Source organism: Epibacterium sp. HA2-3, assembly GCF_055693725.2.
The window spans coordinates 2,404,817-2,419,525 of record NZ_CM172490.1 but is presented as its reverse complement, the minus strand read 5'-3'; the positions used below and the strand labels follow the sequence as shown (position 1 = coordinate 2,419,525).

Sequence of the window (14,709 nt, the reverse complement as noted above, 5' to 3'; positions counted from 1 at the left end):
AAAAGAGGACAGATTTCAATATGGCGTCTATCTATTCCATTGCAGATTTCATCGACATGCTGCGCCGCCGTGTGTGGCTGATCGTTGTCGTCACATTTCTGGGCTGTGTGGTGTCGGTCTGGCTGGCGCTGCAGCAGCAGCCGATCTATTCCAGCACCGAAGTGATCCAGATTACCCGTCCAAAGATTGCCGGAGATCTGGCGCGCTCGACTGCGGAGGGGTCCTCTGCACGACGTATCCAATTGATCGAACAACAGCTGATGGCGCGCGGAACGATCCTAGAAATCGTGGATCAGCTTGACCTCTTTGCGGAACGTCCCGGGCTTCTGGATTCCGAAATTGTCCCCCTGATGCGCAACTCTGTTTCCTTGATGGGGACCGCCGCGGCCCGCGAAGGCGGGTCCGACGATGGCGCGATCTCGGTGCTTACGATCACCGCGAATATGCCGACCCGCGAGCAAGCGCAGGCCGTCGCGCGCGAATTTTCCAAGCGCACCATTGCCCTCAGCCAGAACACCCGGCTCGCCGAGGCGCGCGAAACCTTGCTCTTCTTCAATGAAAAAGAAGCGGCATTGGTGCGTGACATCACGGCGCTTGAGGAAGAGATTGCCAACTTCAGGCACGAGAACGCCGTGACCTTGCCCGGTGCAATCGAGATGCGAGGCGCGGAAATTACGGCGATCAATGAAAGCCTGCTGGAACTCGCGCGACAAGAGATCGAATTGCGCAAAGGTGCTGAGGAGGCCGAGGCAACACAACGTGAAGCCTATGCGCGCCGGGTTCGCGAAGAGTTCGACGCCCAGCTCGAAAGCTTGACAGCGCAGCGCCAGCTGCTTGTGGATCGCCGCTCCGAACTGGAGGCGTCTCTCGAACTCACCCCGGACGTGGATCGCCAATTGGCCAGCTATGAGCGGCGTCAACAGCAGATGCAGTCCGAGCTTGAAGTTATCACCGCGCGTCGCGCCGAGGCCGAGGTCGGGTTCCGACTGGAGACCGCCAGTCAAGGCGAGCGTCTGCGGGTGATCGAGCCAGCACCGCTGCCGGATTATGCGATGGGCGGTGGCCGCAAGTCTTTGGCGATCAAGGGCGCCCTTGCGAGCTTTGTCTTGGGGGTTCTTGCGGCCTTTGCCCTAGACCTGCGCCATCCGGTTCTGCGGTCGAGCGGGCAGATGAAGCGGGAAACCGGCCTGTCCCCGGTGGTGACGATCCCGGTTCTGACGACGCGTAAAAAAGGTCTGTTTGCACGCCTCTTTGCGCTGGGCGGACGCGGCACGGAACGGCACGCGCGTAGCTAGGCATTAGGTTACATGACCCCGACACTGGCTGCGATTTTGGGCCAGTGGTACCAGAGTGCGCTCCCACACATCACGAGGCTGGCGGTCAGATAGACCAGATCGTGCCCGGGGTCCTGAGCCCGGTAAGGGCGCGTGTGTCGCATCAATGTCGGGTAGGAGCAGAAAACAGCCAGCCCCATCGCCGCAATGCCCCCCACTAGTCCAAAGTGGGTGACACCCGCCAGAAACAGTGCGGTCTGAACAAAGGCGCGGGTGGCCGTGTAAAAGAAGAATCGCTTGGTGTCGCCAGCAGCCAGCGCGGCACGATCGTAGGTCAGGACGATGATCGACGGGGCCAGGCTGCTCGCAAGCAGAACGATCACCGGCCCGGCCGCCGCATAGCGATCATCATACAAGAGCTCCACAAGCCACGGACCAATCCATGCCATCAGCCACAGGATCGACAGGATCCCCCCCGTGAGCGCGTAGCGAAGCTGGCGCTGTTTGCGCCGGTTTTCGTCACTCCCAAGCGCTGGCTTGTCGCGATAGACCGGGATCATGAGGCGTTGATTGACGTCCTGGCCCAGTTGGACCGGAAAATTCGCCAGAAAGAACGCGATATTGTAGATGCCCATCGCCTCAAGCGAGAGGTATTTGCCCAGGATCGCCCGGTCGCCCTGGGTCGTGAGAAAGAAGCAGGCCGTGGAAAGGAAGATCCACTTGCCCATGCCGATCAGCTCATGCGTGGCTGCGGGCTCCCACCGCAGGCTGTTGCGCCGCCCGGGTAGCGTCCAGTGCACAAGTGCCAGTTTGGCACCTTCCTGAACGACAGTGCCAATCGCGAGTGCGATCACCGATTGGGTCCAGATGGCAAGTGTCACCATGCAGAGGATGCCACAGGCCTGTGCCATGAGGTTGATGGCCGTCACCCGCCCTACAAGGAGATGGCGATACGCCGTCTCGACCCGTGTCGGTAAAAGCCCCTGTAGGACCAGACTAAACCCCGCGATCGGCAGGCAATAGGCCAGTTCGGGGGCGTCATAAAAAGAAGCGGCAGGCAGGGCGAGGGCGCAGGTCAGCAGCCACAGGAGCCCGCCCCGGATAATTTGAACGGTCCAGGCGGAGTCGAGAAAATCCGGCTCATCGCCTCGGGGGTTTTGCGCGATGGCATTGGAAATGCCCATATCCGAAAACAGCGAGAGGCCAATGATGATCACAGTGACCAGAGCCATGAGCCCAAAGGCTTCGGGAAAGAGGATGCGCGTCAGCAACAAATTCGACCCGAGTCGCAGGATCTGGCCAGTCCCAAACCCCAGAACGATCCATGACGTCGAACGCACAACGCGCGCCATCAGGCTCTGATTGGTGGTGCTGAGTGTCATTGGGATCCAGGTCGAGCCATTGAGGGTCGTCCCAAGGCTAAGTCCGCGCTGGCAGGAGGTCAATCGCCGCACCAGGGCAGATGGGGTGGGGTAGCCTTTTGGACCACGGGTGTGCGCAAAAGAGCGCGCGAGGTGGTTCAGTCTGGGCAAAATCCGGTGATCCGGCTAGGTTTCAGTGCGGACCGCGGAAAGGGATCAACCGGCGTGAAAATTGCCTATGTGCTCAATACTTACCCACAACCTTCGCAGAGCTTCATTCGCCGTGAAATCCAAGCGCTCGAGCGGCGGGGGATCACGGTGGTCCGGCTTGCGATGCGGGCGACGGATCAGGCGCTTGTGGATCCCGGTGATCAGGCGGAGGCGGCGCAGTGCCACTATGTGCTGGCCGCGGGTGCGGCGCGTCTTGTGTTCGCACTTCTGGCTTGCGGTTTGCGCGCGCCGCTTTCCGGCTGGCGCGCTTTCCTGTTGGCGATGCGGCTTGGAAGGGCCCAGTCCAAGCGACTGCGGCATTTGATCTATCTGTTGGAGGCGGCTTATGTGACCCGCGTCACTGCGCGTGTGGGGTGCGCGCATCTTCACGCGCACTTCGGCACCAATGCTACAACGGTTGCACTTTTGGCAAATGCGCTAGGCGCACCGGGGTACAGTTTTACCACCCATGGACCCGAAGAATTCGACGCGCCGCATGCGCTTTCGTTGGGCGAGAAAGTGGACCGCGCCCGTTTCGCCGTGGCGATTTCAAGCTTCGGGCGCAGTCAACTTAGCCGCTGGGCGGCGTATGGCGCTTGGCCGCGTATCAAGATTGTGCATTGCGGTATCGAACCCGCGCGGTTCAGCGCCCCGGCCCCTGTACCAGAGGGCCCGTTGCGACTGGTGGCCATCGGGCGCTTTGTGGAGCAGAAGGGACTGATGGTTCTGATCCAGGCTCTTGCCCTAGCGGTGCGCGCGGTCCCTGACATTCATGTGTCTTTGGTTGGTGACGGCGAGATGCGCGCCGATCTGGAAACCGCGATCAAAGCGCATGGGCTTTACGAGAATGTCACCCTCACCGGATGGCTCTCGGAGGCGGGCGTGCGCACGGCGCTCGTGGAGTCGCACGCTTTGGTGCTGCCGTCTTTTGCCGAGGGGTTGCCGATGGTGGTGATGGAAGCCATGGCTTCCGGACGACCAGTGCTGGCCACTTATGTCGCCGGCACACCCGAACTGGTTGTGCCAGACGAAACTGGCTGGATGGTGCCCGCGGGTGATGCACAGGCCTTGGCGGATCTCATGGTAGAGGTCGCCGCATTGCCAAGAACGCAGTTTGAAGAGATGGGCCAGAAGGCGCGTTCGCGCGTGCTCGAGCGCCACGATATCGACCGTGAAGCCGAGAAGTTGGCGCAACATTTTGCAGATGCGATCGCGGAAAACACTGAGTGAGTGGCTTCGCTTAGCGCCCGCGCGTCCAAACATCATTTGAAGCAAACAGGTTGGTTTTCACCGCCAGTGCAACGGCAACATAGACTGTGGCAGCGAGAGGACGTGTCAGCGCGACGCGAGCAAGGCTGTGTGCGCTAGACGGGCGTCGGTCGTCATTTTGCAAAAGCTGTGGAAACAGCTCCTTGATCTCCTCGACGCCGCGATCCTGTCGTCTGCGCACGCGGGTGAGGTTGCGAAACCCTTCGACCATGGGCCAATGATAGCGACCGGGCAGGCGGACGCGCTCCTCAGGGCGAAAGTTCAACCGCGCAAAGGTGTCGTCTGAGATGATCGCGGGCCAGTCTTGCCAGCGCGCCCGCCCGGCGCGGGTCATGGCAAAGATCCCAAACCCCGGCGTGCCAATCCTTACAAAAGGGAGGCGGACCCATGCGCGTGCATAGGCACGGGTGACCGCGCTCTGTGCTGGGACCACACATGGCGTGCCACTGGCGTAGAGGGCTGGGCCTTTGCCGAGAGCCTCTGCAATTTGCGCCAGCAGGTCTGTTTCAACCTGAACATCGGCATCCAGATACACCAGAATTTCCCCAGTTGCGGCGTGATCACCCTCAGAGAGAGCCGCAAGTTTGCCGCCCTCTGCCCGCTCCAGAATGCGCAGCCTCCAGCCTTCGGGGGCGGGGATCTCTCTCGTACGTGCAACCGTCTCGTCAGTGCAGCCATTTGCCAGCACCAAGACTTCAATCTCGTGCCCGAGAATCTCAGACGCATAAAGCGCCGTGAGACAATCACCGATATAGTCGGCCTCGTTGTGGGCGGGGATGAGGATGGAAATCCGGCGCTGGGGAGGGGCTGTCACCTGGCTGCCTCCAACACATCCCAGCGGGGGTTTTTGTCTGAAAGGGTCCGCAAGTTGCCCCAGCTGCCCCAGCGCCCTGGTACCGACACATCGGAATAGGCGCCAAACAGGGTTCCGCCGATGTCGGGCCAGGCATTGAGCAGCTTGCGATAAAGCTCGCCCATCTCCGGACTGTAGTTCAGATGCGTGAAAAACGCGGTCAGCGCGTCATCATCGACCAGCGGGCCGTGGCCGACCACATGGGTGCCGCCCTCATACATGATAAGGTCCAGGTCGTGTTCTGCCGCAACCTTGGCATGATAAGGGAGGATGCGCGCCAAGAGGTCGTTTAGCGCGCCCTCTTGCGAGCCGCTGTTCAACCCATCCTGCAATTCGACCAGGGCCTGCGCGGTTGCGATGTCGAACTGATGGTCCTCAACATAGCCGGCCAACGCCGCCCCGCGCAGGCCGTTTTGAACCCCGGCATCACGCGCGCGCTCGCGGCTGTCAGCGAGCCAGGCGCGCACCATGGGCGCCTGTTCCTGCATTCCGAGTGATGCTCCAAAGTATCCGGTGACGGCATAGGCATCAAAACTGCGGTAGGGTGGCTGGCGATCCGGGTCTTCGGCCGTCCAAAGCGGCGCAGTCAGGATTTGCTCTTCAAGCCCGAGCCAGCCGGTCTGAGTGGACATCACCCGAACAAGGCGGTCAGGCAGCTGTACTTGATCCGTGCCTTCAGCAAAAACCTCGGTCCAGATCTCGGCGATTTCGGCGGATCTTGCCCCATAATACTGTAGCCACAGGCCGTCTTTGCCCCAGGCCTCCTGCGCCTGCTTGTCTGCCCATTGGGCCTGTTGGAACTGCCAGTTCCAGACCTCGTTGGAATATTCCACATAGGCTTTTAGGTCTTCGTCCAGTCCATCGCGCACGAGCGTGGCGAAATTGCGGACATAAGTATCGTCGGACATATGTGGCAGGGTGAACCAGGGATCGGCGCCCACGCGGTTGGCAAGCGTCACGAGGACCTCGGCGGGCACACCGCGGGTGCTCCAAGTGTAGTCGCGATAGCGCGGACGATCCTCCCAACCGATCTGGTCCGAATTGTTGGTATCCATCCAATCCATGAAACGTAGCGCGGCAAAGCCTTCTATCCGGTCAAGCCAGTCCGGGTTGAACAGCGCCCCTTGATCATAGGCTGGCAGGTCGCGTTCGCGCACCACGGTGATGTTGCGCACATAGTCGCCCGTACCCGCGCGATCAGAGCGTTGAATGCGAATATCCACCGCGCCGGGACCGGGCTCAAAATCAAACGAGACCTGGTTTTTGCCATAGCGGACATTTGTTGCCCGCCCCCCCGCCTCGACGATGCCTTTGCCGTCAAAGCGCACGACATAGCGCCCCGAGAGGCTGGTGGCGGTTTCTGGCAGATCGTTCAAGAGCACGGTTCCAATGGAGCCAAGCTCGGGCGGAATAGCGAGCGGCCAGCCATCCGGGTCGAGATAGCCTGCGGCGCGCAGCTCTTCTTCGGTGACACCGCCCCAGCGCCCGGGCAAATGTCCGATCCAGGCGCGCGCGGTCTTGAAGTGATCGAGGAAAGGTGCCTGCGGGCTCCAATCGCGGATCGCGGCAAGGTTCATCGCAATCGGCTGCTTGCGTACAATCGGTTTCCCGGATGGCAGGGCAGCAACAGAGGTCTCGTCATTCAGGATTGCAGGCCCGGGCTCGAGCGGCAACGCGACAGGATCCGGTGGAAGCGTCATGCGCGCTTGTGATCCCGTGGCCGCGCCCGCCGCAATTTCCTGCAAGCGCAGCGCAAGATCGGCAGTAGGCGCCTTGTAGGGTGTGCCCCATTCGGTTTTCAGGACGCGTGGCAGGCCTTCGGGCGAGGTGCCGGTGAGCACCGCATATTGCACAAGCGCGAGGTAATAGAATCCGATGTCATTGGGGTGAATGTCGTCCGAAAAGACATCGTTGATCCTACTCAACCCCGGCACGGTGCCGGTTTCGATGGCGTCCGCGAGACGACCAAGGGCTTGCCCTGTGGGCAAGAGGCGAATGTCGCCGCCGGTGTTTGAGCGCACTTTTTCTACGACACCCTGCCAATGGGGCAGATCGTTGTCGAGGCGGCTGCGCCAGGCCACGTCGCCCCCGACATCAAAGGGCACCTCTTCTCCGGTTCCGCTCAAGAGGCTGTGCCAGCTCTCCTGAACATATAGTGTCACATTGGGGTTCGACTGGGCGGCGACGCTATAGAATTTTTCTATCGCGCCTTCGGTATCGCTCCAGCGCAGATGATTGGCGAGCGGGATCGCCTCTGTCACGATCAGCGCATCCACCGGAGCTTCGGCGAGGCGCGTGCGGGCATTGACCCCCTGGGCCTTGTCGGCGTGTTCCCAATTATACCGCAGGGGCGCACCGTTGATGATCTGGAACTCGACCACGGGTCGGTTCTCTTGCCCGGCCTGAAGAAGCTGTTGCAGCATGCGCGGATTTTCAGGACCGATCAGAGAATGCCCAATCATCATCACGGCAGTGATGAGGGCCTCCGTGCTCATGATGCCTCCGATTTGGCACTTGCTACGCCGGTGCGGGGCAGGAGGGTGACGGTGCGCCATACGATGGATTGCAACTCGCGGGCGGTTTCTGCGTCGAGTGCTTTGAATTCCGTACCATCGGCAAGGGCTACCCTGTGGGGCAGGCCCTCAGGAGTGCGATGATAAAGCACCGCATAATGCGTAAGCGCGACGATATAGGCGCCAAGCGGACTGAGATGGATCTGGTCACGCGTGCCGTCCGGTAGCAGATCAAACAGCGCCTCGCGGTCTGAGAGGCCGTTGATCTCCCCGGCTTCGGCTGCGCGTGTAACGGCGGCAAGCACCTGGCCTCCGGGGATGAGATATAGGGGCTGGTCTGAGGTCGCGCGGTCATCGCGGGCAGCGAGTTCATCCAACCACAGCGCCTCCAGATCGGCGTCAATACGATTGAGCCACCCCTCGGCATCGTCGAGCCGGTGCCATGTCTCATACAGATAGAGCCGGGCGTTCGGGTTGCCTTTGCGTGCCAGATCGGCCCACCGATTGAGATAGCGTGCACCGTCGAAATACTTGATCGCATCGCGCAGCTCCACCATTTCGGTGAAGATCACAGCATCATAGTCCGTCGTGGAGAGCGCCTCTTTGGGGGCCCGCCAGATCGGAGCGGCGTTGACCTTGTCAAAGTCGAGGATCGGCTCGCTTTCTTCCCAATGCGCCCTCAGCGATGTACCTGAGCCGCGCTGGACATTGTAGGCGTGGCCGGAGCCTGCAAACTGCGCCAGGAGATGCGGAATATCCGCGCCCACCAGTGAGTGTCCGAGGTGATACACCGTCAATGGGGCCTGCGGGGCAGGAAGTGGTGGGACCTCGACTGGGCTGCCGCCGCGCGATCCCAGAGACCAAAGCGTGAGCGCGCCAACCGGTAGGGCGGCGCAGATCAGCAGCAAAGCGCGGCGCGGCAGATGGCGCAGGCGATTCATCATGGGCACAGCTCACTCGTTGAGATTTCAACCGCGGTGATGATTACCCCAGTGGTGATCGCAAATCGACCCCGGAGGAGATCTCCGCTGCGGTAAGGCAACTGATCCGACGTGAAACAGGCCGTGAACTGCCCTTTGTTTGTGTCGAAGACAAGTTCGAGCCCACTGAAGCCGAAAAAGCGCTCCGAACGGGAATACTGAGCCTTGTAGGCGGCTTCTTTTGCAGAAAACAGCAGTTTGCCAGCTTGGCCAGGGTCAGGCTGTGCAGCGATCCAGGTTTGTTCGGCGGGGCTTGCGATGCTGTCCCACAGGTCGCGCGACAGGGGTGTGTCCTCTTCGACATCGACGCCGATGCCGGTAAAGTCGCGTGTAAACCCAACCGCCGCCATGGCGCAGGAGGCACAATGCGTGATGCTGCCGGTCAGACCCTCTGGCCAAAGAGGCGCGCGTTTCGGCCCGATAAGGATCGGCGCACAGGGTTGGTCCAACGCGCGCATCGCCTGATGCGCCGAGGCGCGCCCGGCGGCAAATTCGCGCCGCCGCTTTTCCACGGCATTGGGCGACAAGCAGGCGCTTTCTTCGGCAAAGGGTTCCGGGAGGTCACCATGTGGGTCGCAGGTGGCGATTGCGATCGGATCTGACAAGAGTTGGCGCAGCGCGTGCTGGCGCTGCTGCGAGATATCCTGTGGCGCGGGTCGGGGTGCAATCATCCAGAGCGGGCTTTGCGATTGGCGCGCATTGCGCGGCGTTTGGACATGGTGTCTGCACGCCCTGCCGGGGCGGCAGGGGACGTCTCCGCAACCGCGGTGTCGCCGGTCTGCAGGTGTTCCAGGTGTGAGGCCAACCCGTCGAGGGTCGGAAAGCGGAAGATATCCGTGATCGACAACCGCTCGACCTCAAGCGCGCTGCGAATGTCGCGATGAGCCTGAACAGCCAATAGGGAATGCCCACCGAGCGCAAAGAAATTATCGCTTTTGCCAACAGCCGGCACGCCAAGGAGCGCCTTCCAGATCTCCGAGATCTTCTGCTGTACGGGCGACTGAGGTTCGGCAGAGATTACATGTGCTTCTTGTCGGCTGGGGGTTGGGTCGGGCAGCGCCTTGCGGTCGATTTTCTTGTTGGGCGTCAGAGGGAAAGCCTCAAGCACCACTATGTGTGACGGCACCATTGCCCCGGCGAGTTGCCGCGACAGTTGTGCCTTGGCCTCGGTCTCTGAGAAAACGCCGGATGCGGTGACATAGCCAACCAGCCGCTCGTCTGAGCCGATCTTGCGTGGGATCACAACTGCAGCGGTCACGCCCTCGACTGCGGCCAGCGCGGTTTCGATTTCGCCCAGTTCGATCCGCTGGCCGCGGATCTTGACCTGATGATCCGTGCGCCCGAGGAAATCGAGCCTGCCGTCCTCGCGCCACCGCACCAAATCCCCGGTACGATACATCTTTTGCGCTGGCACGAAGGGATCGTCGGGGAACCGTTCGGCCGTGAGCGCGTCGCGCCGCCAATACCCGGCCGTCACGCCTGCGCCGCCGATGTAGAGTTCACCTGCCGCCCCGACGGGGGCGAGTTGCCCCTTGGCGTCGAGAACGTAGACAGAGTTATTGGCCACAGGCGTTCCGATCGGGGCAATACCCGTTGGGGCGCGTTCCAGCGTTTCAACCGTGGACCAGATCGTAGTCTCAGTGGGGCCATACATATTGTGAAGCGTGGCCCTGGTCTGCTCGCGCAGGGCGGCAACAAGATCGCCGGGCAAGGCCTCGCCGCCAACGAGAAGGTGTCGCAAGCGCCCGAGCGCGGGGCTTGCATCTGCATCAGAGGCAATCATGCGCGCCATCGAGGGGGTACATTGCATATGCGTCACCCCGTGACGCACGATCTGCGCAGCGAGCGAGAAGTCGTCATTTGCCAACTCTTGCACGCGATTGGAGCGGCGCAGGACTTCGGCAAGGGGTTTGAGCCCTTCAAGCACCACATGCGGTGCAATCCCATAATCAATCAGGCAGGCGACCTCATCGACGCCGATGCGCTTGAGATCCTCGACGCGCGCGACTGCGTCGTCGACCGTGCCAAAGAGACCTGACTCTTCGAAGTATCGCTCAAATGCGAAATCGAGGATGGCTTCCAGCTCCTCGCTGCTGAGACTGCCGAGATCCATTTCAAAGGGATTGTCGACGCCCTTCGGGCGTTTGAACGCCGGAAAAGCCCAGGCATACTGCTTGATGAGTCCAGCCGCGGAGCGCAGGTAGTCCTTCATCGGTTCGCGCGCCACCTCGCGGGCGGCTTCGCGGGTCTCGGCGAGATAGGTGTGCAACATGAGTGTCACGGTGAAATCCGCCGGGTCATACCCCGCCTCGCGCAGCGCGGCATGGTATAGCGCGATCTTGTCGCCGACCTCGTCGATACTCTGGCCTAAAAGATGCGTAAGCACATTGGCCCCCACGCGCCCAGCTTCGCGCCATGTCTCCGGGTTGCCTGCCGTGGTGACCCAGACGGCAAGTTCCTCTGAAACCGGGCGTGGTTGCGTGACCACCGAATGCTGGCCACCATCCGCGCGCGGGAAAGCGACTTCTTCACCGCGCCAGAGCTTTCGCACTGTCTGAAGGGCTTCAAACAGCGCTGGTTTGTTGGCGGGCGGCGTGTTCTCGGGGCGCAAGATGAAGTCATCCGGCTGCCAGCCCGAGGCAAAGCCAATACCCGCGCGCCCGCCCGTCAGATTGTCGATGACCGCCCATTCTTCGGCGATGCGCGCGGGGTGATGAAGCGGCGCCACACAGGAGCCGGCCCGCACACCGATATTGCGGGTCACCGCTGCCACGGCGGCACCGGTCACGGAGGGGTTCGGGTAGGGGCCACCAAAGGCGTGGAAGTGCCGCTCTGGCGTCCAGACCGCATTGAACCCATGGGCATCCGCAAACTTGGCGCCCTCTAGAAGCAATTCGTATTTCTTTTCGCCCGCGCCGTCGTCATTGCCCCAGTAATAGAGATTGAAATCCATCTTGCGATCGCTGAGCCCGATGGGACCGTTGGCCAGCTGCAGGCGGCTCTCGTCGCTGGAGAGCACCAGTTTGAAGCCGCGCGCAAGTGTCCAGAAAAGCTCCAGCACCGAAATATCAAACGAGAGGCTTGTCACCGCGAGCCAGGCGTCTCCCGGCTGATGGGGGATGCGCGTATCCATCGCGGTAAAGAAGTTCGCCACATTGCGATGACGCACCATCACGCCTTTTGGCAAGCCCGTGGAGCCTGAGGTATAGATCAGATACGCGAGATCTTCGGCAGCACCTGCCCGGATCGGGTCCGCCTCGGTTGTGAGGTCGAGCGCGTCGAGATGCAGCTGCCTGGCATCGCTTTGGGGGAGTTCCGCAGCGAGGCTTTCATGGGTGACTATGACCGCGGCCTGACTGTCGGTGATGTAATGCGCGATACGGTCGGCGGGGTAGGTAGGATCAAGCGGTACATAGGCCGCGCCGGCCTTCAAAATACCAAGCGTTGCAATCACCAGATCCATGGAGCGACGCAGATACACGCCCACATGGCTGCCCGGTTTTGCACCGAGGTCATGCAGATGTCGGGCCAGCGCGTCAGCGCGTTGGTTCAACGCGCGATAGGTCAGCTGTTGATCTTCAAAAACGACCGCTATCGCATCTGGGGTTCTTGCCACCTGCGCCTCAAAAGCGGCGTGAATGGTTTGATCTGTGGGGTAGTCACAACCGGTATCGTTCCATGTCTCAATCAGGCGCGTCCGCTCTGAATCGGGCAGCATTGGCAGCGTGGAGAGCGTCGCTGCGCCGTCTTCGGGCAGCGTGTTTAGCAGGCACTGAAGCCGCGCAGCCAGCATCGACAGCGCCTCGGGTGATAGCTGGCAAGAGCGCAGCTGCAATCGGCTATCCGACTGGATCAGGGCCAGTTTGGCCTGTGCGGGGGCGAGGTTCGTCCCAAGGCACAGCGCAACCTCTGGAGGTGTTTCAATCGTGACTTCCGGCGCGCGCAGGATGAGGTCGGTTGCAAAGCCCCCCATGTTGTCCAAGCGGTCCAGAACCTCGGCCGCGCGGGCCTCTACAGTTTTGATCTTTTCGTCGATCTCCGCGCTCAGCGGCACCCAGTTTGAAAGCACTCCCAAGTCGTCTGACGTGTGCAGATCCGGTAGCGAGAGCGCGATTGAGCCTGCGGTCTCACCGAGGCTCTGCAACAGCCACGCCAGCACTGCGGCCATCAGGGTCCGGGGCGCACAATCCGTCGGCAACTGGATGTCGGCAGTGGCCTCGACGTCGAGTTCCGCGCCCTGCAGTGGCACGGGCAAGGGTAGCATCTCAGCCAAAGAGCGGCGCCAATAAGGTTCCGCCTTTTGGCAGGTCTGCGCCGCTGCATTGAGGGCCTCCACCTCTTGATCGGAGAGGGTGGGCAGCACATCACCCACTTCGAGGAGGGCAGAGGGCTGCAACGCCCCTCCCGAGAGGGTCTTCAGGTCGCGCAGTTCTATTGCACCATCGGCGCAGGCAACGGTCAGAGCATTTGCGCTCACCGCGAGAACTTCTCCCGGAATACCCTCGTCTTCGGTGGCTTGCGCTGCACCGACCGCAGCGACCTGTCCCGGCAAGCGGATTTTGGCCGTGGTCAACGGGTTCCAATAGCCGCCCATATCAAGGCCCCGCACCAGACACAAAAGCGTGTCGCGGTTGCGGTCAAACCGCAAGAAGCCAGCCGCATCGGGGCGATCCTTGCGTGCATGATAGCGGCGATGGCTGAGGTCTTGCGGCGTGCGCTCTAGTGCGCCGCTCTCGAGTTGCTCGAGCACTTCGCCAAAGCTGTCGAGTGCAGCACCGTAGCATTTGGAGTTGAGGCTAAAGGCCGTCTCATCTGGTGCAATCGCAAACCGGCGCTGGGCCAGAATATCGCCCTCGTCGACGCCGCCTTCGATCAGGTGCCACGTGATGCCATGCTCTTCAGCGCCTTCGAGAATGGCCCAATTTGGCGTATTGAGACCCGCCCGGTCTGGCAGCGGGCCATCGTGAAAGTTGACCGCCCCCAGTCGCGCTTTGGAGATCACCGCCTCTGGCAGGACCTGCAGGTTTGCAATCGACAAAAGCCAGTCGAATTCAATGTCAATCTCTAGCGGCTTAGAATGTGTGTTCAAACCCTTGGAGGCTGCCCAAGAGGTGATCTCAGCATCTGTGCTGACGACGGCGCGAATATCATGACCGCGTGCCAGCAAGGCCTCGCAACAACCGATCAGCAGGGATTCATTGCCAATGACGACGGTTGAAATAGTCATGACTTGTTGTCCTCCAAGACGGGATCAGGCGCAAAGGGCCGTGCGGGGCGCGGTGCGGGACGTGGCCGTAGCGCGCGTTTGACATGATGGCGCGTCAAGTCGCCATAAAAATGTGGCGCATCAGCGCGGGGCTTGTCGGATATCAGGCGACGCAAGCCATAAATTGACCCTCCGAGGAGCCGTGCGCAGGTTGCGGCAACCGCATAGAGCGCGCTGTGGCTCTGCGTGAAATAGTGAAGACGCGAGTCGAGCCAGAACTCTGGCGTGCGCGCCCACGTCTTCATTCCGGTCGAGGCCGATCCGACATGGGTGATCGTGCTGTGTGGGACGTAATAGGTGCGCCAGCCCGCACGCGCAGCGCGGTGGCACAGTTCGGTTTCCTCGAAGTAGAGAAAGAACGTCTCGTCAAACCCGCCGACGGCTTCGATCACGTTGCGGCGGATCATCATGCTGGCTCCGGCGGTCCAGTCCACTTGTTGCACGGCAGTTGGAATGTCCAAGGGCACGATGGCATGTTTTAACAAACGCGAAATGAAACCTGTACGCGCGCCCCCTTCAAATTCGCTTGCGATTGTGGGAAATCGAAAGAGCGTACAATGCGGAGTACCGTCCTCACCATGGACATAAGATCCTGCAAGCCCCGCCTCGGGCGTCTTGAGCAAGAAGTCCCTCAGGGTGGAGATGCAGTCTTGTTCCGGAAACGCGTCTGAATTGAGCAGATAAAAGAAGTCAGGCCGCGTACCGTCCGAAAGCAGTGCGCGAAAGCCGATATTCATGCCGGCACCAAACCCGCCGTTCACAGCGGAGGCCTCGATGCGCAACCGTCCGCTGTCAAGCCAGCCGCGCGCGGCGGCGCCTGCCTGCAGAGCCTCGAAAGATCCATCACCCGAGCCATTGTCGATTATCAGCACCTCGCCCGGCAGATCTTCCATCTCCTCCAATGCGGCTTCTGCCGCTTTGAGGGTCATGGCAGGCGTGCGAAAATTCAGGATGATCGTGAGGATCGTGTTGCGCGCCATCAA

9 protein-coding genes are annotated in these 14,709 nt (G+C 61.2%); 2 read left to right on the top strand and 7 right to left on the bottom strand.

From position 1 onward, the window contains the following. Positions 1-20: 20 nt before the first annotated feature. The gene (locus ACZ1HH_RS11265) at positions 21-1,295 is read left to right on the top strand and encodes a GumC domain-containing protein (protein ID WP_472636674.1); all 1,275 of its coding nucleotides are present in this window, start codon (positions 21-23) and stop codon (positions 1,293-1,295) included. An 8-nt stretch (positions 1,296-1,303) separates the two neighbouring features. On the opposite strand, the gene ACZ1HH_RS11260 is transcribed toward ACZ1HH_RS11265, so the two are convergent. Continuing rightward, a complete protein-coding gene (locus tag ACZ1HH_RS11260) occupies positions 1,304-2,656 on the bottom strand; it encodes an oligosaccharide flippase family protein (protein WP_472636673.1) in 1,353 nt (450 codons plus the stop codon). A gap of 204 nt (positions 2,657-2,860) precedes the next feature. Here ACZ1HH_RS11260 and ACZ1HH_RS11255 point away from each other — a divergent pair, with 204 nt between their 5' ends. Further along, positions 2,861-4,075 (top strand): glycosyltransferase, encoded by a 1,215-nt coding sequence (locus ACZ1HH_RS11255; protein ID WP_472636672.1) that lies wholly within the window; start codon positions 2,861-2,863, stop codon positions 4,073-4,075. A 10-nt stretch (positions 4,076-4,085) separates the two neighbouring features. Here ACZ1HH_RS11255 and ACZ1HH_RS11250 read toward each other — a convergent pair whose 3' ends face one another. The 6 genes from ACZ1HH_RS11250 to ACZ1HH_RS11225 are packed head-to-tail and all read right to left on the bottom strand — an operon-like array spanning position 4,086 to position 14,706. Then, on the bottom strand, positions 4,086-4,928 hold the full coding sequence (locus tag ACZ1HH_RS11250) for a glycosyltransferase family 2 protein (RefSeq protein ID WP_472636671.1): 843 nt from the start codon (positions 4,926-4,928) through the stop codon (positions 4,086-4,088). Next, the gene (locus tag ACZ1HH_RS11245; protein WP_487320280.1) at positions 4,925-7,462 is read right to left on the bottom strand and encodes a hypothetical protein; all 2,538 of its coding nucleotides are present in this window, start codon (positions 7,460-7,462) and stop codon (positions 4,925-4,927) included. Before ACZ1HH_RS11245 ends, ACZ1HH_RS11250 begins: the two co-directional genes overlap by 4 nt. Next, positions 7,459-8,424, bottom strand: coding sequence for a hypothetical protein (locus tag ACZ1HH_RS11240; protein WP_472636670.1), 966 nt, complete (start codon positions 8,422-8,424; stop codon positions 7,459-7,461). The genes ACZ1HH_RS11245 and ACZ1HH_RS11240 overlap by 4 nt, the downstream gene beginning before the upstream one ends. Then, positions 8,421-9,131 carry a 4'-phosphopantetheinyl transferase family protein gene (locus ACZ1HH_RS11235; protein WP_472636669.1) on the bottom strand — a complete coding sequence of 237 codons (711 nt, stop codon included), beginning with the start codon at positions 9,129-9,131 and terminating at the stop codon, positions 8,421-8,423. The genes ACZ1HH_RS11240 and ACZ1HH_RS11235 overlap by 4 nt, the downstream gene beginning before the upstream one ends. Further along, a complete protein-coding gene (locus ACZ1HH_RS11230; protein ID WP_472636668.1) occupies positions 9,128-13,687 on the bottom strand; it encodes a MupA/Atu3671 family FMN-dependent luciferase-like monooxygenase in 4,560 nt (1,519 codons plus the stop codon). The genes ACZ1HH_RS11235 and ACZ1HH_RS11230 overlap by 4 nt, the downstream gene beginning before the upstream one ends. Continuing rightward, positions 13,684-14,706, bottom strand: a complete 1,023-nt coding sequence (locus tag ACZ1HH_RS11225) for a glycosyltransferase family 2 protein (RefSeq protein ID WP_472636667.1) — start codon at positions 14,704-14,706, stop codon at positions 13,684-13,686. Before ACZ1HH_RS11225 ends, ACZ1HH_RS11230 begins: the two co-directional genes overlap by 4 nt. Positions 14,707-14,709 lie beyond the last annotated feature (3 nt).

What these genes read in the sequence shown, in the direction of transcription:
- ACZ1HH_RS11265 (WP_472636674.1), top strand. Translation starts at nt 21, where the DNA reads ATGGCGTCTATCTATTCCATTGCAGATTTCATCGACATGCTGCGCCGC.
- ACZ1HH_RS11260 (WP_472636673.1), bottom strand. Translation starts at nt 2,656, where the DNA reads ATGACACTCAGCACCACCAATCAGAGCCTGATGGCGCGCGTTGTGCGT.
- ACZ1HH_RS11245 (WP_487320280.1), bottom strand. Translation starts at nt 7,462, where the DNA reads ATGAGCACGGAGGCCCTCATCACTGCCGTGATGATGATTGGGCATTCT.
- ACZ1HH_RS11240 (WP_472636670.1), bottom strand. Translation starts at nt 8,424, where the DNA reads ATGATGAATCGCCTGCGCCATCTGCCGCGCCGCGCTTTGCTGCTGATC.
- ACZ1HH_RS11235 (WP_472636669.1), bottom strand. Translation starts at nt 9,131, where the DNA reads ATGATTGCACCCCGACCCGCGCCACAGGATATCTCGCAGCAGCGCCAG.
- ACZ1HH_RS11230 (WP_472636668.1), bottom strand. Translation starts at nt 13,687, where the DNA reads ATGACTATTTCAACCGTCGTCATTGGCAATGAATCCCTGCTGATCGGT.
- ACZ1HH_RS11225 (WP_472636667.1), bottom strand. Translation starts at nt 14,706, where the DNA reads ATGGCGCGCAACACGATCCTCACGATCATCCTGAATTTTCGCACGCCT.